The sequence below is a fragment of the Gilliamella sp. B3482 genome (genome assembly GCF_026536805.1).
Lineage (GTDB): Bacteria > Pseudomonadota > Gammaproteobacteria > Enterobacterales > Orbaceae > Gilliamella > Gilliamella apicola_E.
Window position 1 is genome coordinate 1 of sequence record NZ_JAFNNL010000004.1, and the last position, 25,944, is coordinate 25,944.

Sequence of the window (25,944 nt, forward strand, 5' to 3'; positions counted from 1 at the left end):
ATCGACGAAAATTTAAGATCGCGTAGTCGATCGTTGCGCCGATCGTTATTTCGATCATCATTTGGATCATCATTCCGATCATCTCTCAGATCTAAATTACTCCGACAGATCTTTTTACCGCTAGGCCTTTTACTCATACCTTTTTACTCCAGCCATGCATTAACTTCACAGACAACAAGAAATCATATTCAGGGTAGTGCGCCTTATTTAACTTATGACGGTGGCCTTACACGTGCGGTTGATACTGATGGTCTGCTCAGTATTACTTTATCAAATGGTGTGCAATACACGCCTTCAACTAATACTTCATCTTCTTCAGAACCAATCGTCTTACCTGTTGCTGGTCAAAGTCTTGCTCGCGTTAACATGTTTGTTCCAGTTAATACAAATTCAGTCACATTAACTAGGCTTGTTGATACTTATAAATATTGGGGGGATAATGATGGCGATACAGATGTTACAGCTACAGGAGGTACTCTAAGTTTATCTGTCACCGATAAATACAGCCGAGCTGTACCACGTCATACAGTATTAGGGCATTGTGGTGCCCCTTATCGTCTTAAATTAACCAGTACGGATGGTACACTATCCACACGTTATGGGGTTCCTCGTAGTCGTAGTTTCAATGCAAGTAGTGTGACTTATTATGTTACTCCTAACCCTGATACTGAACCAGAGGTTTGTTTTGCCAAACCCGTTTCGGTTGCAGATGCAGATCATAACGATGGTCCATCTTCTATTTGGAACCGTTATAAGGGTTTTTTCACTCAGGATACTAGGCCTGATTATTATGGTAAAAACTTTCCGACTACGGGTGCTAATAACATGTACTTTGATTTAGAAATTGCTGGTAATAGTCAGCTATTGGCTTGGTCTTCTGTCACTCAGGGAGGTATCACCGCTACTATGAGCAATCCCACACCGACAAGCGTACGGGTTACCTTAACCGGTCCAGTTGCGAAGGCATCCCAATGGAATTCTAACAATCCTGGTCTTATTGCTAAGCCTACTTTCCCTCAGACTTTCGAGTTAATTGGTCATTATGCCCATAATGGTGAGAGGGCTGTCAAGTATGGATTTCAGATAAAACAATGGTTTGTCAACCGAGGTAAAGGTTTTTATACCTATTCTAATATGGAGTCTTGGTGTAATAAAATTGGTTACCGTATGCCTACGGTTAAAGATTTAACTAATGCAAAACGTTTTGAAGTGATTGGTGCTACACCTTCCTCACCTGATAATCATTATCAGCGTAGAATTGGTGCCAGCTTTATTGCGGAGTGGGGTAATCTAAACAAATATGAAAAAGCCGACTTTGGTATTACCAGGTTCTGGACCAATGTTATAGCTCCTGACAACGATAATCGGTATGTTGTTTACCCTGAGGATGGTCGTATACATTGGTTTTATACTGGCTATGAAAGCATTTTGGAAGGGCTTTGTACCATCACCGCCCCCGAGCAATAAAAAGCAATTTTGAGCGTAACCCACATAAACCCCCACCTTGGTGGGTTTATTTTTGCTTTTTTATAGCAAAAAAAGTTGAGGAGCAGGGTTTTTGATATAAAAAAACTCACTTATTGGTGAATAAGTGAGTTTGATTAACTTTGTCGAAACTATTTAACTGGGCGCATTGTTGGGAATAAAATGACATCCCGAATGGTATGGCTATTGGTAAATAGCATTACGGTTCGGTCAATCCCAATTCCTAGCCCTGCTGTTGGCGGTAAGCCATGTTCTAATGCGGTGATGTAATCTTCATCATAAAACATTGCTTCATCATCACCCGCGTCTTTTTGTGATACTTGGTCGGCAAAACGTTGTGCTTGGTCTTCGGCATCATTAAGTTCTGAGAAGCCGTTACCAATTTCACGTCCACCAATAAAGAATTCAAAGCGGTCTGTTACAAATGGGTTTTCATCGTTTCGACGAGCAAGTGGTGAGACTTCTGCCGGGTATTCGGTGATAAATGTTGGTTGAATGAGGTTAGCTTCAGCCACTTCTTCAAATATTTCAGTTACCACTCGACCAAGTCCCCAGCCTTTTTCCACTTTGATTCCCACTGCTTTTGCAATCGCACAAGCTTTGTCAAAATCATCTAAATCAGCATTACTGGTTTCTGGGCGATAATGGCAGATTGCTTCGCGCATGGTCATTTTGATAAATGGTTTGCCGAAATCAAAAGTGTGTTCGCCATATTGCACTACGGCATTCCCCGTCACGGCAATGGCTAAACGACGGAATAACGCTTCAGTTAATACGATCAAATCTTTATAATCGGCATAAGCCATATACATTTCCATCATGGTGAATTCAGGATTATGTCTTGGCGATACCCCTTCGTTTCGGAAATTGCGGTTGATTTCAAATACACGTTCAAAGCCACCTACGACGAGACGTTTTAAGTAAAGTTCTGGCGCAATTCGTAAATACATGTCTAGATCAAGCGCATTATGGTGCGTAATAAATGGTTTGGCTGATGCACCACCTGGGATGACTTGCATCATTGGGGTTTCAACTTCCATAAAGTGGTTTTCTAACATAAAGTTACGAATTTCAGTTACCACCTTTGAGCGCGCAATAAAGGTGTCACGTGATTGTTGATTGGTAATTAAATCAAGGTAACGTTGACGATAGCGCATTTCTTGATCTGCTAAACCGTGGAATTTATCGGGTAATGGGCGTAATGCTTTTGTTAGTAGGCGGATTTCTTCACAGTGGATTGATAGTTCGCCTGTTTTGGTTTTAAATAAGTAGCCTTTAGCACCAACGATGTCACCAAGATCCCATTTTTTGAATTGTTCGTTGTAGTAGTTTTCGGGTAGATCATAACGAGTGACATAAAGTTGGATTTGCCCTGCAACATCTTGTAATGATACAAATGAGGCTTTACCCATAATACGGCGCATCATCATTCGACCCGCAACGGTTACAATAATTTTGTTTTCAATTAACTCTTCGTTAGTTTTTTCATCATACAATTTATGAAGATCGCTTGAAATTGCGTCACGACGGAAATCATTCGGGAAAGCAATGCCTTGTTCGCGAATTGCAGCTAGCTTTTCACGACGTATTGTAAGCTCGTTATTTAACTCTTCAATATGGTTTTGTTGCTCTTGCTGTGTTGACATAATTTTACCTTTTATTTATCACCAGTTATAAACCGGCTTTTAAGCTTTCTTCAATAAATTGATCTAAATCGCCGTCTAATACGGCTTGAGTATTGCGTGTTTCAACGCCGGTGCGTAAGTCTTTGATTCGTGAATCATCAAGTACATACGAACGAATTTGGCTGCCCCAACCAATGTCGGATTTGTTTTCTTCCATTTGTTGTTTTTCGGCATTCTTTTTGTGCATTTCAAGCTCATACAGTTTTGCTTTTAACTGTTTCATGGCCTGATCTTTATTGCTATGTTGCGAGCGGTTATTTTGACATTGTGTCACAATTCCGGTTGGTACGTGGGTAATACGTACAGCAGATTCGGTTTTATTGACATGCTGACCACCCGCACCCGATGCCCGATAAACGTCAATGCGTAGATCGGCTGGATTGATGTCGATATCAATATTGTCATCAACCTCTGGATAGACAAATACTGATGCAAATGAGGTATGACGGCGGTTTCCTGAGTCAAATGGGCTTTTTCGTACTAAGCGGTGGACACCGGTTTCAGTGCGTAACCAACCATAAGCATAATCGCCGGTCACTTTGATTGTGGCTGATTTTATACCAGCTACATCGCCGTCTGATACTTCCATCACTTCGGTTGTAAAACCTTTCGATTCAGCCCAGCGTAAATACATTCGCAATAACATTTCAGCCCAATCTTGAGCTTCAGTACCCCCTGAGCCTGATTGGATATCTAAGTAACAGTCAGCACTGTCATAATCACCCGAGAACATTCGGCGAAATTCAAGACCGGCTAGCTTTTTTTCGAGTTGTTCAACTTCTTGATTGGCTTCGTCAAAAGTGTCTTGATCTTCTGCTTCAATAGCAAGTTCAAGTAGACCTTCGACGTCGTCCAGACCTTGTTCTAAAGTATTGATGGTATTGATGATCTCTTCTAGCGCAACGCGTTCTTTGCCTAATGCTTGTGCCTTTTCTGGATCGGCCCAAACTTCGGATTGTTCTAGTTCGGCATTGACTTCCTCTAGACGCTCTTTTTTGAGGTCATAGTCAAAGATACCCCCGAATGACATTCGTTCGTTCGGTTAATTCGGTTATTTTTGATTTGATAGGATTAATTTCAAACATGTTTTGCTATTTTTGCTGTTTTTAACTAATCGTACATTGTAACGGATTTAAGTATAACTTAGCAATGACTTTGCTTTCGCGATTTGAGTAAATGCGATCGTTTAACGCTATGGTAAAAAATAAAAATGACGCATAAAGCGTCATTTTTTAGGTTTATTTGAGATGATTATTTTTTGGCTGCTGCATATAATTGAGCGACTTTGTCCCAATTGATGACATTCCAAAATGCACCAATGTAATCCGCACGGCGGTTTTGGTATTTTAAGTAGTAAGCATGTTCCCAAACATCAAGCGCTAGAATTGGTGTGCCTGACACGCCGGCAAATTTTTCGCCCATAATTGGGGTATCTTGATTCGCGGTTGACACGACTTCAAGTTTGTCATTTTTCAATACTAACCACGCCCAACCTGAACCAAAACGGGTTGCAGCCGCTGCTGAGAATTTTTCTTTAAACGCATCAACCGAACCAAAATCTTTTTCTATTGCCGCTTTAAGTTCGCCCTTAAGCTCGGTTCCAATTTTTAGCAGTTCCCAAAATAGGGTGTGATTAACGTGACCACCGACATTGTTTTTAATTCCAGTCAATTTGTCTGCTGGTACTTTGTCTAAATTTTTTAATAATGTTTCTGGACAAAAATCGTTTAATTCAGCAGGTAGGGTTTCTAATAATGCGTTGGCATTGTTTACGTAAGTTTGATGATGTTTATCATGGTGTAGATGCATTGTTTCAGTATCAATATAAGGTTCTAAAGCATCATAAGCATAAGGTAGAGGGGGTAGTGTGTAAGCCATGGAATCGCTCCTTTCATCTAATCGGAATTATTAACTACATTATTTTATGAGTATACGAACTATCAATATATCTCACAAACTATTACTTAGATAGCTGGTGGCTATCCTAATTTTTGTTTAATTTTCGTTACTTATGATTTTTTGATGATATAGCTTTGGATTGTTTCTATATCATCATCAAATTTATTATTTTTGGGTCTGTGATAAAAGGCTTAACTTGTCTAGAAATCCAAAAAGCGTTTGATTCATTTCAGAATAGTCATGTAAACGAAGTTGCTGGGGAGTATCAATAAAACGGTATTTCTCGGCTTGTTTTAGGTCGTTTTCAGAGTGAGCAATAAGTTGTTCAACCACGTCATGGGTTAGCTCCATATGACATTGGAAACCATACACGAATGGACCATAGGCAATGATTTGCCGTGGACAGCCTTCACTATAGGCAATGATTTGGGCATCTTGAGTTAAACCTGGCATATCATTGTGCCAGTGGCCGACAGCCAAACTATCACCGAAATGCGCAAAAAGCGGATTTTTTTTGCCTGCTTCAGTCAACGTAATTGGGAATTTGCCAATCTCTTTTTCCGGACTATGCTCGAAATGTGCACCTAAGGCTTCACCAATTAATTGCGAGCCAAGACAGATACCGATGACTATTTTTTGTGATTTGATTGCCGTAGATATGATGGCTTGCTCGGCTAATGAGTCAAAATGTGGACACTCTTTTTTGGTCGTTGCTGGTGATTGAGGACCACCCATGATAATCAACATATCAATCTTATCTATCTTATCGGGAAGCGGCTGACCAAGATAAACACGAGAATAACTAATGGTGTGTTGATGCATTTTTGCCCATTGCTCATATGCGCCAGGTGCTTCGAAATCTTCGTGGATGATAAAGTGCACATGCATTGGTAAATCTCCTTTAATCTTATCGATCTGGGTTCTATTTTATATCGAATATGGACAATTAAACGCGAAGTTTATTATGAATCTTTTATTAACAAATGTGAAGATTTGGCATTTTGTGGGAGATATTTGGTATAAAAATCTGTTTTAGTCGGATTTAGAATTCGTAAAGTTGGTTCTTGTGAGAGATTTTATGGTTTTCGCGCGAAAATGACAGTCGCTTTTGTTTGATGATAGATGCACATAATTTCTAATACGTTATTTTTGGATAATAAATACTGGGACATTTAAAAAAACAATGTCATTTTTTAATTTTAAACTTTTTCTTAAACACTTTTATCCTTTTGAATTTTTATTAATAAATTTTTTAATTACTAATTAAGGTACCTAATTTAGCTAAGCAAAAGAAGCGAAAGCCAATATAAAATTATTAGATAATTTTTCGGTGAAGTTCGAGTAAAAATATCGATCCAACACAACCAATGCACAAAATTGCAATTTTGTCAATAAATTTTAAAAAATATAGATATTTCATTTCACTAATAAAAAATAATGCTCTATATTTCCCCAGTAGTTTGATCTTAACGATAAATAAATTAGTTGGAATTTCTTAATTAAAAAGACAAGGTTTGATTAGATGAAAAGTATAAAAATAACAGGAGCTCGCATTCACAATCTTAAAGACGTTGATATTACTATTCCCAAAAACAAATTAACCGTTGCTACCGGTATAAGTGGATCAGGAAAGTCTAGTCTGATGTTTGATATTGTGTTTGAAGAAGGACGTAAAGGGTATCTTCAATCATTAGGAATCTTTCCGGGACTTGAAAATGAGAGAAAATTTGCAAGCATAGAGGGTATCGGCCCGACAATTGCAGTTAAACAAAGCGTTGTACGTCAGAATAACCCAAGATCAACAGTCGGTTCTAAAACAAACATATTCAACCTTCTCGCCCTACTGTATTCAAGTGAAGGGCAGGTTAAATGTTCAGAGTGCAACGAAACTATTGGACAAGATAAGGTCTGCGCTAAGTGTGGACATGAGGAAGAGCGCCTTGAATTAGGCTATTTTTCCTATAATAACCCTAACGGAATGTGTATGAAATGCGCTGGCAGAGGCGCATATTATCACGTTAATATGGAAAAGCTTATTGCAAATAAAAATCCCACCGTTCGAGAGTTATTTAATTTTATCGGGGTCACCCCCGGTATACTTCGCGTCTTGGAAAGGAATTTCAAAGACTATATGGATCAGCCTTATTTAGAAATACCGGATGAAATAAAAGAAGAAGTGGTAAACGGGCATTATGTCAGCAATAACAGTGCAAATCAAAGCTTCTGCTTATCAAGAATTTTGCAAGCTAAACACAAAAGAGGCGAATATTTAAATGGTCTGTACGAAATAACCCTCTGCTCAGAATGTCATGGATATCGCATTGGTGAAGAAGCTCGCAACATATTAATTAATGATAAACATATTGGTCAAGTCGGCAAAATGACTTTAGACGAGGCTAAAACGTTTTTTGAATCGGCATTAGAACTAAACGAAATAACGCAATTTGGGAAAAATCTTCTTAAAGATATTTTGGGTAAAACAAACTCATTAATTGTTTCTCGTTTAGGGCATTTATCACTTTATAGAAAAATGTCCTCACTAAGTGGCGGAGAAATACAACGACTCTTCCTTAACTCGCATTTGGAATCCAAACTTGAGTCACTTATCTATATTCTTGATGAACCCACGGTAGGTCTACATGAATCAGAAAAACTTGAACTTTTACAATCTATAAAAGCGCTTAAAGATTTGGGCAACACGGTTATTGTCGTGGAACATGACAGAAGTACGATAGAAATAGCTGAACATATCATTGATATTGGCCCAAAAGCGGGGATTGAAGGCGGAGAAGTGATTTATGAAGGTGATTATGCAGGTCTGTTAAAATGCGATAAATCATTGACAGGACAATATCTTTCCGGCAAAGCAAAAATGCCGGTAAGGATGTTAAAACAAAATATCGATGATTCTGCTATTCCTCGTTTAGTCATTCGACACGCCAAAACCAACAATTTAAAAGATATTTCAGTCGCATTTCCATTAGGCATTCTTATTGGGGTTTCGGGCGTTTCCGGAAGTGGTAAAAGCTCCTTGATATCGAGCACGCTAACGCCCCTGTTAAAAAGTTATTTTCGCTTAGACGCCAATAAGAACAATACCAATGGAGAAGAAGTAGATTTTGAAGATGAATCACTATTAATCGAAACAATAGCCGAAAGGCTTGATGGTGCAGAAAATATTTCTGGCTTTGCTGAAGTATCGCAGGCACCAATAGGAAGAAATATAAATTCGAATCCTGTTACTTTTACCAAAATATGGGACAAGATACGCAGGTTATTTGCAGAACAACCCGAAGCAAAACGGTTAAATTTAACGGCTGGACACTTTTCCTTCAATTCCGAGGGCGCTTGCCGAGAGTGTAATGGTAGTGGACGTAAAGCTATTTTTCCTGAGGGTAGCTTAAAAATGTACGCAACGTGCGAAAAATGTAAAGGTAAAAGATATAACAACGAAGTTTTAACTGTCACGTATAAAGGGAAAAATATTTCAGAAATTCTTGATATGCAGATTTCTGAAGCGATAGCCCTATTTAGTGATAATGATTTCATCGTTCGTCCGTTACAGATAATGGAACGGATTGGTATGGGATATATAAAGCTTGGGCAACCCACTTCAACAATGAGCGGAGGGGAAACCCAAAGACTAAAACTCGCGAAGGAATTAGGACGGCAACGAAAAGGTCATATCTTGTATATCATGGATGAACCCACTACTGGTTTAAGTCTCTATGATACAGCTCAGCTGATAAAACTGTTGGATGAATTAATCAAAAGCGGAAACTCTGTGATTGTTATTGAACATAATCATGAAGTTCTTGAATCGTGCGATTGGATCGTGGAGCTTGGCCCTGAAGGAGGATTAAAAGGCGGTGAAATCATTGCCGAAGGAACCCCTAAAGACTTGGTGAAAAATCCAAAATCACTAATCGGAAAATATTTAACTCCTACGACTTGAAAAGTGGATACTTGATTATGGCTAATATAAAAGAATTGAAAACCATTGATGCAGAATCGGTGGATATGAATCCAGATAAATTGAGAGAGCTGGATGTCGCCTTGAATTTTCAACTAGGTATTATTAAAGGAATCGCGATTTTGCGAAAAGGCGGCATTGTGTTTGAAAAATATTTCAAAGGTTACCATGCTGAAAATACTCATCATCTCACTTCAGTAACACAAAGCGTTACTTCCGCTTTAGTGGGAATAGCCATTGATAAAGGATATATAAAAAGCGTCGATCAACCAATACTGGATTTCTTTCCAGAAGCGGAATCCAAAGCTAGTGATATGTTAAAGCGAAATCTAACAATCAAACATTTACTAACCATGACTGCACCCTATTCTTGGAAAAAGAGTGAGCCATTAGATAGGTTGAGAAGGCAAAAGAATTGGACGATGTTTATGCTTGAAATGTTGGGACAAAAAGGCCAGCTTGGGGAGTTTCAATTCAATATGTCTAATGCCCACCTTCTTTCAGCGATTATTACGCGGAGTACGGGACTATCAACCCGAGAATTTGCCAATAAATCATTATTCAGCCATTTAGGGGTTAAAGAGATCGTTGACCAGCAGATGAAATCCTTTTCTAAAGAAGAGGTCTATGGTGAAAGTATTACCGGTTGGATAAAAGATCCTCAAAATATCAATACTGGAGGCTGGGGACTGTCTTTAACTCTGCGGGATATGCTTCGTTTGGGATATTTGTATTTGAATAAAGGCCAATTCAATGATAAGCCGATCATTTCAGAAAACTGGATAACTGAATCGCTAAAACAGCATACGGAAGATTGTGGTTATTTGTGGTGGCTTAGAGAGGATAAGGGGATTAACACTTTTCTTGCGGCAGGCATAGGCGGAACTTATCTCTATTGTGTTCCCGAAAAGGATCTGATAGTGGCAATCGTATCGAAAGTCGACAAAATGATAATCGACAGGTGGGAACTCATGGCGGATTATATTATTCCATCAATTACAGACAGTTAATTTTTTTCGTCGTAAGCAAAATATCGTTTCTTCGATTCATTCCACCAAAAGGCAAGAAGGTTTTACCGCGATGAACTGTCTAACAAAACGTTTTAGGTTGGGATAGGTGCTGTTCGGGCAGGTGCTATAAAGTGAAAAATATAATGGATATTTTGCTCTCGATAACATGTCGATTAGACGCTTTTTTGCGCTAGAGAAAAATAACATCACTATTTAAAAAATAAACTTAAAGAGAAATCTATGTCAAATTTTCAAGAAAAATTGCAAAAAGGCATGTTTGAAGGTCCAATCATGCCAATAATTATAAAAATAGGGATTCCCATTCTCATTGGTCACTTATTAAATTATGCTTACTTAATCATAAATACCTATTTTATTTCATTGATCAATCCTACTTCTTCAGCCCCGTTGGCGGGAACCGGTCTTTTATTTCCATTATTTTTTGCCTTTGAAGCTATCGCCTCAGGTTTAGCCGTTGGACTCAGTACCACTACTGGGCGATTGATCGGTGAAAAACGATTTAATCATTATCAAAATCTAGGTGTTACAGGTGTCGTCATAGCTTTACTGCTAACCGTGCCATTTATGATTATGTGTTATGCTTTTGGCCCACAAATTATTAATTTATTATCAGGTGATAAATTAAGCCTTGAAGCAACAGTCTATAGCCTACAGTTTTTATATTCATTAGCCCCAGGTTTACTGTTCATAATATTATTACAGGTTTATGGGGGTATTCTTATTGGCGAAGGCCTGACATATGTTACTGCAATATCATTTATGATTATGGTAACGCTCAATATCATACTTGATCCGATATTGATATTTGTACTCGATATGGGGGTGGCTGGTGCAGGTTTAGCCACAACAATATCGTTATTTATGGCTTTTATCTATTTAATCCGCTTTATACACAAGGGAAAATCAAGAATTCCGTTAACATTTAACTTTGCTCACTTTAACGGAAAAATTGCCAGAGAAATCATACGGATTGGATTGCCTCAGTTTTTAATGACAGCCTCAACTTATATCATTATCGTTGCCTACAATAAAATTATTACCAATACCTTTGATGAAAATGCAATGAATGCATGGACATTGGTTGGGAGAATTGATCAGATTTTAGTTATTCCGATGATTGCTATTGCTGGTGCAATGACGGTCTTTATTTCGCAAAATTATGGACGTAATCAACTTGATCGGATTAAAGAAGCTTTTAATCTAAGCTTAAGGGCAATAATGATACTATGTAGCTTCATTGCAGCAGTGTATGTATTACTTTCTCCTTGGTTATTTTCAATATTTACTTCAATACCAGAAGTGATTGATCTTGCCACAAAACAAGTGCTAATCGTATCATTTACCTTTTGTTTTATGGCAATAACGTGGATAATCGCATCATTCTTTCAAGCGACAGGAAAACCCCTACCTGCGGTAATTATCCTTTATATTAGAATGATCATGATTTTTTCTATAGGACTATATTTAGTCTATGTTCAAAAAATGGGAATGAATGGCATTTTTATCTCTATGGCAATCGGAAACCTAATTTCATGTTTATTGTCATTTTTGTGGGTGAAGAAAAGGCTGAAATCATTAAAATTCAAATCAATTTTGGAATAAGTTATTTTCGTCTATTGCTACGCTATTATCTCAAACAATATTAAGCAAATAAGCTAAGTACAAAAGTTAATCAAGTAGAAAAAAGACATATTGTAAAAAATAATTGGGTAGATATTGAATATCATTATATTATTGGAAGAAAAGAATAGGGAAAAATTAATATTTATGAAGCACATCCCCGAATTAAAGTCGAAATTCAATCAGTTCAATAAGATTATAAATGGATGGCAATATGAAATTATTAAAGATCTTAATAATACTATTACTATTAATTAAATGTTTTACCCAAATTCTTATTTGCAAGGATGATCCTACTGTCTTTTTGGCGCTAAAATTCAATCCTCTTTCTGAAAATTATATTAATTATTTAAGTCACAATAGTTATTATGTTTTGTTTTCTGATGAAAATGAAATGATAGGACAAAATATCATTGATATGATTTATAAGATTCCTTTAATTCTTTATATTTCAGTTTTGCTTATATTATTTTTTTTAAAACATAAAAATACAAAAGAGAAAACCCTATGAAGCAATTTTTACCTCATATTGCTTTTTGGGGTTTGATATATTTTTGCTTTTTATAAACAGGTTAATTGACCACAATTATTAAGTAATGAAATAAAGAAACATTTACTAGGTTGATTTAATGATGGAAAGGAAAAATTTTATAATGAGAATATTGTTACTTATTTTATTGTCTTTGGCTAACATAGCATGTAGTCAAAAAATAGAAAATCAATCAGCAGTGACTCAAACAATCCCACATTTTGATGCTACGGTTTATCAACTTATTGACCTTTTTAATAAAAAAAATTTTAAAGGAATTAACCAATATATTAATAAAGATATAGGTCTTTTCATTGTATATAATGCGAGTACCAGTCCCACAATGAGAAGAATTGAACAATTTAAATTTAATGATAAAGGAGTTGAAAATAAAATACCCTCTTGGGTAGAAGATGAATTGCTAGGGGTTACAATATCTGGCAATCCTAAAATACAATATGAACAATATCCTCCATTTGATCCATGTAGTGAAAAAGTTAATAAACTAGGTCTGTATGCCAATCCAAAAGAAAAAAATATTGAGGCTTTAAAAATAGCGCTTGATTATTATCATTGGGAATTAAAACACTATCAATTTGAAAAAAGACCTATTTGGGAGAAGTACCAATCCATTGCCGATAAAATAGCCTCTAAAACAGTGAAAGTTGTTTATATTGAAAACTTTCCTGATACATTACCGGATGATGAAAAAAATATTTTCATATTTTATCTTACACAACTGGATAATAAATGGTATTTAACAATTTTAGATTTTTATACTATGGATTGCAGCGCATAAAATGCGTGGTAATAAAAAAATATATCGGCAAAAATTAGACTAAATTCCTATAATACCAAAGATAAAGATGATGAAAATGAAAATAAACCGCACTACCATAAAAATTAAAAACTATTTGATTAGTTTATTTTTAGCAATTTTTTTACCATTCAGTTGTAATGCCTACGAAAATCAATATATAGATACAAAATTTGTCTATGAAGAACAATATGATCGAAATAATGATTATTTTAAATCAAAAGAGTTAGACAAGCTTTTTAATCTTAATAATGAAGACTATTTGCTTCCAGATACTTTTGGTCTTGATACAGAGTTTTATTATGTTCGACCCATTGAAATTAAAGATAATCATAAAAATTATTATATTCTCTTATATGATAAAAATGACATTTTAAGAGATGTGCTCCCCGTTGCTAATAAATATGTATATTCTATTGATGTTCGATTAGAAAATAATAAAAATGGAATTTGTTTGGGGACATTTGATGAAGAAAATGTTTTTTTTGAGATTGAAAAAATTTATGAAGTCACTAAGGAAATAAAATTAGAACCTTTACCAATTGAGACCAAAATATTGGACTGCCCTATACCTGCTGATTATAATACTGAGGATAATATAGGTATGGAAGATTACTTCAAATATGGCGTATTAGGCAATAGAAAATTATAGTTTTAAAAAAGAATTAGTTTTAAATAGTTTTATAGAAAATCAACATAAAAATCCTGAATAATGATATACCAATTTATTGCGACTAAATGATATATAATTATTCAGGATTTTTCACTATGGATTGCCGTGCATAATATGCGTGATAATAAAAAAATATATTGGCAGAAATTGTTAATATTCATAGTAACTTATCAATTAAAAATTCACCTAAAATAAAGCGGAAATAAATTCACTATTATCTGAAATTAGGTATATACTCTCCATAAATTCTGAAAACCGCACTCATATACTGCACCCGTTATTCTATACAAGCGTTTTTTAAAGTACGGGGGAAACATTGTAAAAAATAAACAAGGAATATTGGCAATGAGATTGATAATAGCATGTATAACCCTCTTATTTATGAGTAATCAAATAGCGAATAGCCAACCGATTAATAAAAATAAAAAAGACGATCTTATTACCCAAATTATGCAAGCTCCCCTTGCCTGCCCGCCAATTGGTGATAAACATGTTTTATATCCTTTTGCCACACATTGGCAACATGCAGAAACAGAAAATGAACGTTCGGGGAGTGAAAAGGCTTTTGATGAATTGGCCGGAAATTTAGATAAGCAGTCCCAATCAGAACAATCCTATAAGATTACTTTAACCCAAGAAAATTTAAAGCAGATTGTTCAGGATTCCTATGATATCCCATTTAATATCAACGATATTTTAAACCAGAAGATTACAGTTCATGTGGAAAAAATAGCCGGCTTTCCTCAGTTTGATCTGTTTCTACTCACCACTGAGAATCTTGAGTTAGAATGCAACCATTGCGAGTATGGAAGACACCTTATTTTTCAATCCATTATCTCTATCAGCTCTGATCAAATTGTGGATAAATTAGCAGCCACTTACGAATATGGAAATGATCTGGGTAGAAGCTATCGATTTTTCTATTATGATAATGGGAAAATAATTATTAGGGATTTTGGTAGTGATGAGACAGACAGTGCTGCTAATGAAAAAAGAACATACCAACTGACACCCCAAGGCAAATTCATCCGCTATTATGATACTAATGGTTCTTTTCAAAATACAGATCTTAATGATACAGAGGAAGGTTTAGTTCAAAACCATACTCGCGAGGGGGTATGGATCGAGATAACAGGCAGTAAATATGCGCCTTTAGGTATCGGTTATATTTATCTCGAATCGGAATACAAAAATGGCCTGCCTGTTGGTATTTGGAAATGTCATCAATTAGAACATAATGAACTGAATGAACCCATCTTATCCACTCGCAAAAAAGGCAAACTTTTGTACACAGAAACCTATAAAGACGGTGAGCTTATCGAACGTAAATTTGTGGGACCATTGTTAATGATGAAATAATTACAAAATTTTGCAGAAATAGAAAAATTCATGAAGTCACAAAGGAAATAAAGAGAACAAACGTAAGGCTATTTTATTTTTATCCTGTTTATTAAAGATTAAAAATATGATTTGTAATCAGCAAACTTTATGGATAATAAAATCATTGAAGTTTATAAAAGAGATTAAAAATGAAGAAATCTATCTTTCCTTGCTGTTTTCTTAACTGATTGTTATTGGTTATTTAAGCGGCAGTATAAAATTTTTCTAGAACATACTTTGCCTTTTACGTTGTAGTTCCCTTACTACCTATAGTAAGAGAGAGCTACAACTTCAACAAAAGAAACCAGAACAGCTAGAAAAGCTGCTTTCTCAGGAAAAAGGAAACGGTGCGCATGAGAAGTCAGCAGGAGGAAAAACCCCTTTTGATACTATAGCTGAAGATGGCGATAGTGGATCTCTTGCACATATAGAAACAGGTACAAGATCAAAAGAAAAAGCATCTTTGACATCTAAAAATGTAACAAAAGTAAAAGAACTTATAGAGCAGATAATAGACCACCCTAACGCATTAAAATAATAAATAAATGATGGAGAAGAATTAAATAATGCAGAAAAATATTGAAATCTTAAAAATTATTAAAGAAACTAATCATACAGAAGCTATCAATTTAAGAAGTATTGATATGAGGGTAATGATGAAATGTCCTGAAGTTGTTTACCATAAAGAATTATTAATCATCATTAATAATTTACTTGAAAAATCTTATATTGAATGGGTAAGAGAAAATTCTAGTGTAATAATTACTAAAAAAGGCATTGAATACTTAGATGGATTTGAAAAAATGAGTAATATTTAAAATTGGTAGCTAATTTTACTATCCTATATTTTTTATGTATTGAAAGATATAAAAATTTATGAGTAAACTTCGAAAAATAGAATCTAGTTACCAGTTTGAGAGAATGTTTCTACATATTGGAAGTATAGCGAGTCCAACTAGGTAACTTGATGAGTTAGAACAAGATAAATTAATATTACATGAAGGTATTTTTGATAAAGATCCCTCTTTTTATAAAAATATTTTGACAACAAAAAAAGGATTGGATTATTTAAATGAAAAATTAAAAAACACTTCATTTTCTACAAAAGAATTGACTGGGCAAAGAATTGATATATTGAAAAAAATATTTGGTATAGATTAATTTTATTTTGTGTTTAATAAGGGATAAATAAAATCTGATGAAAACAAAGGAAACGATAGAAATATTAAAAAAAGCAGGATGGGAATTAGGGAGAGAGAAAAAAATAAAAAAGAAATAGAATTTTTAGCAATTAAAGGCTATATCATATCAGATTCTTTTGTTTCTTTTTATAAAGAATATGGGCAATTGTATATTGATATTAAGGTAAAAGGAAACGATAGAGTAATTGATTTTAATATATATACTCCAGTAAGTTATGATTATGATGAAGTTATTATAAATGATTACCCTAAAATAATAGGTTCTAAAAATTTAATTCCTATAGGAAATATTGATGGAACATCTTATTTAGTCATAGACGAAAATAAAAAAATATATTCTTTATATGATGGAAGTGTTCTGATTATAGGTGAAAATCCAGATAATGCATTAAATAATTTATTTAGTAAGGAATGGAGAGAATTTCAGGAATTACCCATACCTGATTGGTGGTAGAGTATTAAAAAACAAAACCTTACTTATAACTAATTTTAACTATAACGAATAGAATTTAAATCTTCTAATTTGTTCTTTTCTTCCGAGAGATAGATTATCATGCAGCAATCGAAAGCGATCCTCAAAGTATCGCTTTACTTCTTATTTGAAAAAAAAGAGCATTTTTGCTGACCCGCATTTAAACCCGAAAAAATATTGAATTGATAGAAAAATTGATAGATGTATATGGATGAGCGGTATACTAAAAAAATATAAAATATTGATTTATAATCAAATAGAGACGTATAGATATGAGATGAAGTGGAAAGTTGGCTCCTCCAACAGGACTTGAACCTGTGACATACGGATTAACAGTCCGCCGTTCTACCGACTGAACTATGGAGGAACCGAAATGTAGCGCGCATATTATAGATTTAATCGCCCCATGTCAACTGTTAAATTTTTTTAACTGTATTTTTAACGCATTTATGATGATTCACGATTGTTTTGAATAAGGCTTTTTGTCTAAGTAATTGCTGAGGGTGTGAGCCAAGTTCGCCTTGCGGGATGGGTTGTTTTTGGTAGTATTTGATCCAATAAGGGAGAATTTGACCAGTCGCAGAATCTTTGAAATTCATTGGATAGCGCTGAAAATAGTCTTCACCTGATGGGTATTTAAAGGCATAAGTAATTAATTCGCTACAGTAAAATCCTTCATCTTCAGCACGGAAACTATGGTTATAGGGCAATCCTAAACACGTTTTAACTCGGGTTATTGTATTTTTGATGACTGAATCATCATAAATGGTTGCGACCAGATTATATTTAGCTCTCGCTAAAAAGTCATTAAGGGGTTGTTGAATCACGCCATGCTGTTGAGTGGCTTCTATGACGATATTATTACCAATATATAAACCAACATGGTTTATCTGTTTGATTATTTCATCAGTGTCGGCACCAGAATGCGTCACTGCGGTATTGAATTCGCTTTCTTCATTCTGGGCTTGGAAAATAATATCGCCAATTTGCATGGTTATTTGCGTGCGTGGTGGCGCCATAATGAGAACATTACGCAAGTTGCAATAATAAATTTAACTGCATCAACACCAACAAAAGGTAAGTAGCCTACTTTTAGTGCTTCGATAAGTGAAATATGCATATATCCCATTAGATAAACGACACCAAATACAAATAAGAGTTGATGTGCACAAGCGAAGGCAATTAATCCTAAAATAAAGTGACGATCGTACCCTTTTTCGGCAGCAAAACCGGCTAAATAAGCACTAAATATATAACCATACAAATAACCTGATGACGGTGAAGCTAATGCCATAATTCCACCGCTACCGTTAGCGAATAGTGGTAATCCTATTGCACCTAAAAAGAGATATTGAAGTATGGTTAATGCACCTAGTTTACGACCTAAAAAAGCGCCAATTAACAATACGGCTAACGATTGAAGTGTGAATGGTACTGGGTATGTGGGAATACTGATATTAGCTGCTAACCCTAGCAGTAGGGCAGCCCCTGTAGTTGCACACAGTTTGCGTTGCCAAGATGATAAGTTAAATAGTGTATTGATATAAGTTGGATAATATGTTGTGAGTTTCATTATTTTCTACCATTAAAAGATAAACAGTAGTGCAATAATAATACAAAAATTTATAATGTAAACTTTTTTGTTTCAAAAAAGTTTACATTATTCTTTAATCTATTTAAACAAATAGTGACGTTATACTAAGTAAGGGTTAGTCATTCGTTCATTACCAAAGCTCGACATCGGGCCATGACCAGGTACAAAGATAAAATCGTCGCCTAATGGAAAGAGTTTATGGGTAATTGATGAGATCAGATCTGCATGATTTCCGCGAGGAAAGTCGGTTCGTCCAATACTGCTTTTGAACAGCACATCACCCACAAACGCAATTTTATCTTGTTTGTTAATAAATACGATATGGCCCGGAGTATGACCTGGGCAGAATAAAACATCTAAAGTGACATTTCCTATTTTTATTTGTTCCCCTTCTGTTAACCAGCGATCGGGTAAAAAGCTATCAATGTGAGGAAAACCAAATTGTATGCATTGTTGTGGTAAGCCTGACAGTAAAAATTCATCTTCTTGGCTAGGGCCAATAATTTTAACGTTATAGTGTTTAGCTAATTCCACCGCTGCACCAACATGATCTAAATGACCGTGGGTAAGCAGTATTTGTTTAATATCTACATTAAGCTTTTCAACTGCTTTTTTTAGTAGTTCTGGCTCACCACCTGGGTCGATAAATGCGGCTTGATTTGTTTCATCACACCAAATAATGCTACAGTTTTCTTGAAAAGCTGTAACGGGAATGATTTGATACTGAAACATATTGTTATCTCCTTGTTGTTTAGTGCCGAGCCGTTAAATTTTGACCATCTTCTTTTGTTAATTGCGCAAAGATTATGCTTGATAGCATAGTTACCACACCTAGTATAACAAAGGATAGCTGAAATGCGTGAATAGTCGTTGTTGAGTTGCTAAATAATCTAACCAATACCGCACCAAAGCCAGTACCAAAACTGATGGCTAATTGTTGATTAACTGCCATTAAGCTATTGCCACTGCTAGTGTTTTCGCCTTGTAGGTTAGCTAAAGTTATACTATTCATTGAGGTAAATTGCATTGAGTTAACGCCACCAATACAAAATAGTAAAATACCTAATATGACTAGTGGTGTGGTTAAATTTAATAATGACAGTAAAAGAATCAATATTCCCGCTAAAATAGTATTTGCAACCAGCACAAAACGATAGCCTAATCGAGCCAATAATTTGGTAATAAAAAATCGCGTAAAAATTGAAGCGATCGCCATTGGTACTAACATCATTCCGGCAAACATGGCTGAATAGCCAAATCCAACCTGTAAAAATAACGGAATAAGAAAAGGTACACCTGAAATACCTAAGCGACAAACTAAATTCCCGATAATGCCAATTTTGAATGTACGGATATTGAATAATGAGAGTGGAAACAGCGGTGCTTGTCTCTTTTTGGCGTAGCTTCGATAAATAAAGAGAAATACGATGCTAATAATAGCAAGCGATAGCGGTAAATAATATTGTTGGCCTTCATTTAAACATTCAATACTCAGCGTCGCGCTGATGAAGGTAATAACAATAAAAATAAATCCAAATGCGTCAAAAGGCATGTGTTCACCTTTTAGGTTCGGCATATATTTTAAGCTGACAAGTACGCCTAAAATACCAATGGGCAAATTAATCAAAAAGACCCAATGCCAACTTACCATATCAACCAAATAACCACCTAAAACAGGTCCGAGTACTGGTCCAATTAATCCGGGAATGGTGGCAGTATTTAATGCGGATAAAAACTCATTACGTTTAAATGCCTTAATTAAAACCAAACGGGAAACGGGGACCATCATTGAGCCACCAATGCCTTGAATTACTCTTGATATATCTAAGAATATTAACGAATTAGATAGCGCACAAAGCAATGATCCTAATGTAAAGAGTGCGACCGCCATGACAAACACGTTTTTGGTACCAAATTTGTCAGATAAAAAACCACTTACCGGAATAAATAGTGCCAAGGTTAATGCGTAACAAATTACCGCTGATTGCATATTTAATGGCGATTCATTGAGATCTTTAGCCATGGTTGGCAGCGCAGTATTTAAAATCGAGGTATCAAGCGATTGCATAAAAAAAGCAAAGGCTGCAATCCAAGGTAATATTCGATAGACAAAAGGAGGTAATTCGCGATTCATTTTATTCAGCCTAATGTTATTAAATTGCACGAATGATATGCTTAGCGCTAAGATTATGCTCTCTTACCTTTATGATTGGGTAAGAGAGCCCATGAATGCTATTTTATGATAATTAATTATTAGCTTTTTTCTTATCTTTAACCGGTTTGCCTTGCCAATAACCCGCCAAGAGTGAGCCAGAAATATTGTGCCAAACAGAAAATACCGCAGCTGGCAGTGCTGATAAAGCTGAAAAATAGGTGGTACCCAGTGTTGCAGCTAATGCTGAGTTTTGCATTCCCACTTCTAAAGACATGGTTCGGCAGGTCGATTCATCAAATCCAAATAAACGTCCTCCCCAATAACCACCTAACAAACCAATTCCATTATGGATGATTACGGCAAAAATGACCGTGATACCGACTTGACCAATGAGCGCATGACTACCCGCTACCACTATGCAAATAATTAATAAAATACATAACATTGAGAGTAATGGTAGGAAGCGCTCACATTTTTTTACTACTGAATATAAAAAGTGGTGAACAATTAATCCCAATAATATTGGAACAAGTACTATTTGGACAATATGCACTAACATATCCCATACTGGTACTTCAACAGTGGTGCCGACTAATAGTAGTGTAAGTAGTGGGGTGACCACGACACCAACAAGTGTTGATACTGATGAGATGGTGACTGATAAAGCCACATCACCCTTAGCCAGATAAATCATTACATTCGAGGCAGTTCCACTCGCAACACTACCAACTAAAACCATGCCAACTAATAACTCAGGTCGCATGGTAAATAATTTAGATAAGATCAATGCGGTTAGTGGCATAACAATATAATGCAGTAGGGTGCAAATTATTACCGCTTTAGGTTTGGTAACGACGCGTTTAAAATCATCAATACTTAACGTTACGCCCATGGTAAACATGACAAACATTAATAGTTGTGATGTATGGGGGCGAATTGGAAGGAATGCGTTAGGTAAAAAATAGGCGATTATTGCGCAAAGCACTGCCCATAGAGGAAATAATCGAGTAAGTGAAATAAGGGATTGCACAAATAACTGACTATAGCGTCGAGACATAAGCACCACCTTGTGGCTGAATAATTTTTTAATAATTATATGGTTAAGTTTGATTTAGTATTTCCATTTTATTGATTCTATTAAATAGCGTCAAGGTATTTGTTAGAATTGTGTCGCGTATTTCTATCGGATTTTCAGGACGTAATTGACAAAGAATCTTAAAAATATCGACAATATTTTCTGGTCGATTGATTTGTCCTTGCCGGCCACTTAACGGCATGTCAGGTGCATCGGTTTCTATCACTAAACTTTCGAGCGGTAATTTGGCGATGGTTTGACGAGTTTTATTGGCTCGCGCATAGCTTATTACGCCACCCACACCAATGTAATAGCCTAATTTAACAAATTGCATGGCTTGTTGATAACTTCCAGAAAAACCGTGGATCACGCCACGATAGGGTAAATTGGCTTGATGTAATTCATGATAGATAACATCGTGTGTTTTGCGGGAATGGATTAAAACCGGTAAATCAAAGCGCTTGGCTATACTCAATTGTGCTCGAAAAAAATCAAGTTGCTGTTGCCACGCAATCGAGTTGTCATAACGATCCAAACCGATTTCGCCAATAGCGACTATTTTTTTTGAGTGAGTACTAACTTTATCTACTAATATTTCAAGGTCAGTAGGGGAGTGTTGATATATAGGATGTAGGCCAAGTGCAGCATAAAGTTCATGATACTGTCCGCTGAGTTGCAAAATTTCGCTAAAATGATCGGCACATACGGCCGGAATAATTAAACCAGTAATCTGAGCTTGGCGAATGTGGTTGATTGAATTATCTAAATCGGTAACAAAAGCAGGAAAATTGAAATGGCAATGTGTATCAATAAACATAATGCCTCCTATTCTTCGACTTGATGTAATAATACCGGTAATAAAAATCGCTGAGCAAGATGGATTATTTGCTCAATTAATTCATTGTTCAACTCAGGGTATAATCTTGCGTAATAACTATCACATTCAGCGGAGTGAAATTGTCCACCTTGCCATGCATTTAATAATTTACTGATAGCTTTTTCACTCGGCTCAATTTCTGCTGTTTTTGGATTATATGCGGTAATTAACCAACTCCATGCACTTTGTAATGGTAACAACATCGGTTGATTAATACCTTGTATATAACCGTCAACCAAATCAGTTAATATTGCTAAAGCTTGGTTAGCATCAATGTGTGAAAAACGCCATTGATTGTCTTCTCGCCCATATAATCGACTTTGGCTTTTATCTGTATTTAAAATACAATAAATTAAATGGTCAATCCATAATGATATACCATCACGAATAGAGAGATTAGTCGGTCGCCAAGTTAAAATGCCATCTTGTTGAATATGAGTTAACCATCCTTGTAATTGATAATGTTGTTTATTTATCGAAATGGTTAAATTCACCTCTGACGTTGAAAGATCGGTTCGCTCTTTAAGGATTTTGTTAGCTAATGGCTGTAATAATTCACATTGTTCATCATAAATAATCTCACCAAAAGCTCCATCTGGTAATTCACCCGTCAATGTTAGGCGTTGATACAAATTATCAGTTGAGTCCTTAGTGATCATCTCATTTAGAATCTGTAAATTGAGTTGATAGCGTTTCAAGCTATCTAGGCTAAAGTTTTCGGCATCGGGTAATGTGTCATCTAAATAATTGATATAAAAATTAAAGCGTTTTTGTAAAAAAAATCGAATAGAGTGTTGATAAAATCGCTTTAGTTCATCCAAATTGATGTTATCAACAACCATATTGGTGATATCACTGATAAATGATTGGCTTTCCCCTGCTTTTAACGCTGCTGGTAACCACTCATCGGCATAACTTCTTGGCTCATTTAAGAAATTTAGCGGATTAAATGGGGTGCGGGTATGCAATGTTTTTAATTTATCTATTAGATGATTTTTTTTAGTGGAATTTTCATCCGTTGCATAATACTGCACAATATAATCCCAAAGTTCATCAACCAATACCGATGGATAACGTTCACTATCATCTTTCATATCACGGCCAATATAACTGATATAGAGTTGATTTTGTGCCGATAAAATAGCTTCTAAAAATAGATAACGATCATCAATGCGTCGACTACGATCGCCGCGTCTTGGATTTTGAGCAATTAAATCAAAATCTAAAGGTAATGATGTTCTTGGATAGTCACCATCGTTCATACCTAATAAGCAAACCAATTTAAACGGAATAGAACGCATTGGCATCATAGTACAAAAGTTTATTTTACCAACTAAGAATCGATGCGCTAAGTGGTTTTGTTCCAATCGGGTTTGCATAGCATCATGTAAGACGGTTATCGAAATATTGTCGGTAAAATTGGCATTTAAACCACTGCTGATGAGTTTTTCCCACTCTTCTTGGATCATGAGTAAAATTGATTCACGCGATGTATTGCTAACAAAGAAGTCATTGATAAGCTCAATACAGCAACTTTGCCATTCAGATAACGGTTTGTTTTCACTTAAAATATTTAGCCATTTACGTACAGATTTTATAAATTCTGCTAATTGGCCGATTAATTCGGCATCTAATCCTGTTGCCCCATCATAAGGTAATATCTGTTGCCAGCCACCTTGTTCACTATTCATGGTGTAACCAAGTAGTAAGCGCTCAAGACCAAATAGCCAACTGTGAGCATTTTCGAGACCAAAACGAATACCAGACTCAATAATCCAAGTATGTAATAAAGTTAGTTGTGGCTCACTTATGGTAAATTTTTCAGCAATTGCTGGGATTTCTAGCAGGTTAAATAACTCTTCGGCAGTAAAGCGGCTTTCAGTAAAGTTTAAAATAGCAAAAAATCCTTGCACAATTGGATCGATGTTACGCGCTTTTTGATCGGAAATGGTAAATGGTAAATGACGTTGTCCTTCAGCATTACCAAATACGGATCGAATATAAGGTACATACTTATCAATATCTGAAACCATGACAATACAATCACGTAATTCCAGTGTAGGATCAGCATCAAATGCCGATAATAGATAATCATAAAGTACTTCGACTTCCCGCTGTTCGCTATGGCAAGCATGAAATGTTATCGATCTATCTTGGTTATCGATTTCATCTACTGGTGCTTCACGGTAGAGCTCTAAAATATCTTGCTGAATAGCATGTAATAGGCAATTACGCTCATTGTCGACAAAGAGATCAATATCCTGTTTATTTTGGAACTCTTGCAATAAAAATAGGTTATCGCGTCCCAATTTTCCCCACGATGTCAGTAGTGGGTTTTGTGTATCCGATATTTCAACAATATCTCCCCAATACCATTTACAAGGGTTGTTAAACATGAGGTGAACGTCTATATGTTGTCCAAGTGCGGATAATAGTGATAGATAAATTGGGGGCAAAGAGGTGATGCCAAAAATATAAATCCGCTTAGGTAAATTGTTTAATCTGGAACGATCAAAGTCACTATCTAACATAATCTCTAACATTTGTTGATAAATGTTAGCACGATGATAGGGTTGGCTAATCGAGATGAGTTGACGCCATAATTCCGCTTGCCACTTCTCATCCGGATGGTTGTTTAATTCAGTTACTGTTTGATTAGCTTCCCATTTGGCTAGCCAGTCTGGGCGATAAACTAAATACTGATCAAATAATTTTGCTATGCGAGTTGCTAATTGGTACTGTTTTCGTTCTTCTTTATCAATATCAAGATAATATTTGATTGTTTCAAATTCTGGCCGCTCAATAATTTTTGGCAATAGATAATATAAACGCCAAATCATTGATTCGACATTATAACTATTTTCAATTGGTGCCTCAGGCAGAAGGGCTTGGTATAACTGCCAAATAAATTGACTCGGAAAGGGAAAATCAACATTAGCCACAATACCAAGATCGTTAGCCAATTCAATTTGTAACCACTGCGCCATCCCTTGGCTTTGCACAATGACCATATCAGGTGTAAATACTTGCTCTAATGGGTCTCTGCGCATTAATTCGCTGACTAATGATTTGAGTAAATCGACTTGATTAGAATGATAAATAGTAAACATGGTTACATTAGTTTTAATATAATTAAATTGATTATCGCCGATTGTTATTAATAAATCCAGTTACGTATCGGCGGTGTTTTTTATATCGTAATAATTCTTATAATATCCAACTCGCTTTTGTAAAAAAGTTGAGGAGCGGGGTTTTTGGCATTTAAAACCTCGCCTAAAAATCAATAATTGAAAAAAATCCCAATGAAATAAAATTTTTCTAGAATTAAAAATTTTATTTTTTAAAGATTTGTAAAGTTGATATTTATCAATTAAAACATAATTTCACAAAAAATTTTAGATCCTTTTCTGAAGATCTTTACAAAGATTAACGATCTAAAATGAAAAAATTATTGCGTCATATTTTTTCAGTCACTAT

The 25,944-nt window shown here is 35.5% G+C and carries 20 protein-coding genes and 1 tRNA gene; 9 read left to right on the top strand and 12 right to left on the bottom strand.

The genetic code is table 11. The features are described from left to right. Positions 1-1,467, top strand: a 1,467-nt coding sequence (locus tag J3U18_RS07755) for a hypothetical protein (protein ID WP_267353524.1), incomplete at its 5' end; no start/stop codon positions are given. 149 nt (positions 1,468-1,616) lie between these two features. Here the strand turns inward: J3U18_RS07755 and lysS are convergent. From lysS to J3U18_RS07775, 4 genes are all read right to left on the bottom strand, one after another. Next, positions 1,617-3,131: a lysine--tRNA ligase gene (gene lysS / locus J3U18_RS07760; RefSeq protein ID WP_267353525.1), complete on the bottom strand. Its 1,515-nt coding sequence runs from the start codon at positions 3,129-3,131 to the stop codon at positions 1,617-1,619. 25 nt (positions 3,132-3,156) lie between these two features. After that, positions 3,157-4,255 (bottom strand): peptide chain release factor 2 gene (gene prfB, locus J3U18_RS07765; protein WP_141677433.1). Its coding sequence is split into 2 segments (ribosomal slippage): positions 3,157-4,179 and positions 4,181-4,255, totalling 1,098 coding nucleotides; the frame shifts between segments, so codons are not numbered across the junction. A gap of 166 nt (positions 4,256-4,421) precedes the next feature. Further along, positions 4,422-5,048 (bottom strand): Fe-Mn family superoxide dismutase, encoded by a 627-nt coding sequence (locus tag J3U18_RS07770; protein WP_065563798.1) that lies wholly within the window; start codon positions 5,046-5,048, stop codon positions 4,422-4,424. Positions 5,049-5,234: 186 nt separating this feature from the next. Beyond that, the gene (locus J3U18_RS07775) at positions 5,235-5,957 is read right to left on the bottom strand and encodes a type 1 glutamine amidotransferase (RefSeq protein WP_267353526.1); all 723 of its coding nucleotides are present in this window, start codon (positions 5,955-5,957) and stop codon (positions 5,235-5,237) included. 634 nt (positions 5,958-6,591) lie between these two features. Between J3U18_RS07775 and J3U18_RS07780 the strand changes: the two genes are divergently transcribed. The 8 genes from J3U18_RS07780 to J3U18_RS07815 all read left to right on the top strand — a co-directional run bounded on the left by J3U18_RS07780 (position 6,592) and on the right by J3U18_RS07815 (position 16,748). Next, positions 6,592-9,024 (top strand): excinuclease ABC subunit UvrA, encoded by a 2,433-nt coding sequence (locus tag J3U18_RS07780; protein ID WP_267353527.1) that lies wholly within the window; start codon positions 6,592-6,594, stop codon positions 9,022-9,024. A gap of 17 nt (positions 9,025-9,041) precedes the next feature. After that, complete coding sequence (locus J3U18_RS07785; protein WP_267353529.1) at positions 9,042-10,052, top strand: serine hydrolase domain-containing protein; 1,011 nt, start codon at positions 9,042-9,044, stop codon at positions 10,050-10,052. A 240-nt stretch (positions 10,053-10,292) separates the two neighbouring features. Then, positions 10,293-11,675: an MATE family efflux transporter gene (locus tag J3U18_RS07790; protein WP_267353531.1), complete on the top strand. Its 1,383-nt coding sequence runs from the start codon at positions 10,293-10,295 to the stop codon at positions 11,673-11,675. Positions 11,676-12,322: 647 nt separating this feature from the next. Next, a complete protein-coding gene (locus J3U18_RS07795) occupies positions 12,323-13,021 on the top strand; it encodes a hypothetical protein (protein WP_267353533.1) in 699 nt (232 codons plus the stop codon). Between the two features lie 76 nt (positions 13,022-13,097). Further along, positions 13,098-13,691 carry a hypothetical protein gene (locus J3U18_RS07800; protein ID WP_267353535.1) on the top strand — a complete coding sequence of 198 codons (594 nt, stop codon included), beginning with the start codon at positions 13,098-13,100 and terminating at the stop codon, positions 13,689-13,691. 366 nt (positions 13,692-14,057) lie between these two features. After that, the gene (locus tag J3U18_RS07805) at positions 14,058-15,071 is read left to right on the top strand and encodes a hypothetical protein (RefSeq protein WP_267353537.1); all 1,014 of its coding nucleotides are present in this window, start codon (positions 14,058-14,060) and stop codon (positions 15,069-15,071) included. Between the two features lie 587 nt (positions 15,072-15,658). Then, positions 15,659-15,910 carry a hypothetical protein gene (locus tag J3U18_RS07810; protein ID WP_065733579.1) on the top strand — a complete coding sequence of 84 codons (252 nt, stop codon included), beginning with the start codon at positions 15,659-15,661 and terminating at the stop codon, positions 15,908-15,910. A 421-nt stretch (positions 15,911-16,331) separates the two neighbouring features. Then, a complete protein-coding gene (locus J3U18_RS07815; RefSeq protein ID WP_267353539.1) occupies positions 16,332-16,748 on the top strand; it encodes an SUKH-3 domain-containing protein in 417 nt (138 codons plus the stop codon). A 309-nt stretch (positions 16,749-17,057) separates the two neighbouring features. Here J3U18_RS07815 and J3U18_RS07820 read toward each other — a convergent pair. The 8 genes from J3U18_RS07820 to recC form a co-directional block, all read right to left on the bottom strand. Beyond that, positions 17,058-17,133: transfer RNA gene (locus J3U18_RS07820), tRNA-Asn, on the bottom strand. 49 nt (positions 17,134-17,182) lie between these two features. Continuing rightward, the gene (locus J3U18_RS07825) at positions 17,183-17,785 is read right to left on the bottom strand and encodes a YiiX/YebB-like N1pC/P60 family cysteine hydrolase (protein WP_267353541.1); all 603 of its coding nucleotides are present in this window, start codon (positions 17,783-17,785) and stop codon (positions 17,183-17,185) included. After that, complete coding sequence (locus J3U18_RS07830) at positions 17,761-18,339, bottom strand: biotin transporter BioY (protein WP_267353543.1); 579 nt, start codon at positions 18,337-18,339, stop codon at positions 17,761-17,763. The genes J3U18_RS07825 and J3U18_RS07830 overlap by 25 nt, the downstream gene beginning before the upstream one ends. A 120-nt stretch (positions 18,340-18,459) precedes the next feature. Further along, on the bottom strand, positions 18,460-19,092 hold the full coding sequence (locus J3U18_RS07835; RefSeq protein ID WP_267353545.1) for an MBL fold metallo-hydrolase: 633 nt from the start codon (positions 19,090-19,092) through the stop codon (positions 18,460-18,462). 19 nt (positions 19,093-19,111) lie between these two features. Continuing rightward, positions 19,112-20,494, bottom strand: a complete 1,383-nt coding sequence (locus J3U18_RS07840; RefSeq protein ID WP_220225337.1) for an MFS transporter — start codon at positions 20,492-20,494, stop codon at positions 19,112-19,114. 112 nt (positions 20,495-20,606) lie between these two features. Beyond that, complete coding sequence (gene panS / locus J3U18_RS07845) at positions 20,607-21,572, bottom strand: ketopantoate/pantoate/pantothenate transporter PanS (RefSeq protein ID WP_065733586.1); 966 nt, start codon at positions 21,570-21,572, stop codon at positions 20,607-20,609. Positions 21,573-21,615: 43 nt separating this feature from the next. Beyond that, entirely contained in the window at positions 21,616-22,407 is a 792-nt protein-coding gene (locus J3U18_RS07850; protein ID WP_267353546.1) for a TatD family hydrolase, read from the bottom strand. A gap of 8 nt (positions 22,408-22,415) precedes the next feature. Next, positions 22,416-25,577, bottom strand: a complete 3,162-nt coding sequence (gene recC, locus J3U18_RS07855; protein ID WP_267353548.1) for an exodeoxyribonuclease V subunit gamma — start codon at positions 25,575-25,577, stop codon at positions 22,416-22,418. Positions 25,578-25,944: the final 367 nt, after the last annotated feature.

What these genes read in the sequence shown, in the direction of transcription:
- lysS (WP_267353525.1), bottom strand. Translation starts at nt 3,131, where the DNA reads ATGTCAACACAGCAAGAGCAACAAAACCATATTGAAGAGTTAAATAAC.
- J3U18_RS07770 (WP_065563798.1), bottom strand. Translation starts at nt 5,048, where the DNA reads ATGGCTTACACACTACCCCCTCTACCTTATGCTTATGATGCTTTAGAA.
- J3U18_RS07775 (WP_267353526.1), bottom strand. Translation starts at nt 5,957, where the DNA reads ATGCATGTGCACTTTATCATCCACGAAGATTTCGAAGCACCTGGCGCA.
- J3U18_RS07780 (WP_267353527.1), top strand. Translation starts at nt 6,592, where the DNA reads ATGAAAAGTATAAAAATAACAGGAGCTCGCATTCACAATCTTAAAGAC.
- J3U18_RS07785 (WP_267353529.1), top strand. Translation starts at nt 9,042, where the DNA reads ATGGCTAATATAAAAGAATTGAAAACCATTGATGCAGAATCGGTGGAT.
- J3U18_RS07790 (WP_267353531.1), top strand. Translation starts at nt 10,293, where the DNA reads ATGTCAAATTTTCAAGAAAAATTGCAAAAAGGCATGTTTGAAGGTCCA.
- J3U18_RS07795 (WP_267353533.1), top strand. Translation starts at nt 12,323, where the DNA reads ATGATGGAAAGGAAAAATTTTATAATGAGAATATTGTTACTTATTTTA.
- J3U18_RS07800 (WP_267353535.1), top strand. Translation starts at nt 13,098, where the DNA reads ATGAAAATAAACCGCACTACCATAAAAATTAAAAACTATTTGATTAGT.
- J3U18_RS07805 (WP_267353537.1), top strand. Translation starts at nt 14,058, where the DNA reads ATGAGATTGATAATAGCATGTATAACCCTCTTATTTATGAGTAATCAA.
- J3U18_RS07810 (WP_065733579.1), top strand. Translation starts at nt 15,659, where the DNA reads ATGCAGAAAAATATTGAAATCTTAAAAATTATTAAAGAAACTAATCAT.
- J3U18_RS07815 (WP_267353539.1), top strand. Translation starts at nt 16,332, where the DNA reads ATGGGAATTAGGGAGAGAGAAAAAAATAAAAAAGAAATAGAATTTTTA.
- J3U18_RS07825 (WP_267353541.1), bottom strand. Translation starts at nt 17,785, where the DNA reads ATGGCGCCACCACGCACGCAAATAACCATGCAAATTGGCGATATTATT.
- J3U18_RS07830 (WP_267353543.1), bottom strand. Translation starts at nt 18,339, where the DNA reads ATGAAACTCACAACATATTATCCAACTTATATCAATACACTATTTAAC.
- J3U18_RS07835 (WP_267353545.1), bottom strand. Translation starts at nt 19,092, where the DNA reads ATGTTTCAGTATCAAATCATTCCCGTTACAGCTTTTCAAGAAAACTGT.
- J3U18_RS07840 (WP_220225337.1), bottom strand. Translation starts at nt 20,494, where the DNA reads ATGAATCGCGAATTACCTCCTTTTGTCTATCGAATATTACCTTGGATT.
- panS (WP_065733586.1), bottom strand. Translation starts at nt 21,572, where the DNA reads ATGTCTCGACGCTATAGTCAGTTATTTGTGCAATCCCTTATTTCACTT.
- J3U18_RS07850 (WP_267353546.1), bottom strand. Translation starts at nt 22,407, where the DNA reads ATGTTTATTGATACACATTGCCATTTCAATTTTCCTGCTTTTGTTACC.
- recC (WP_267353548.1), bottom strand. Translation starts at nt 25,577, where the DNA reads ATGTTTACTATTTATCATTCTAATCAAGTCGATTTACTCAAATCATTA.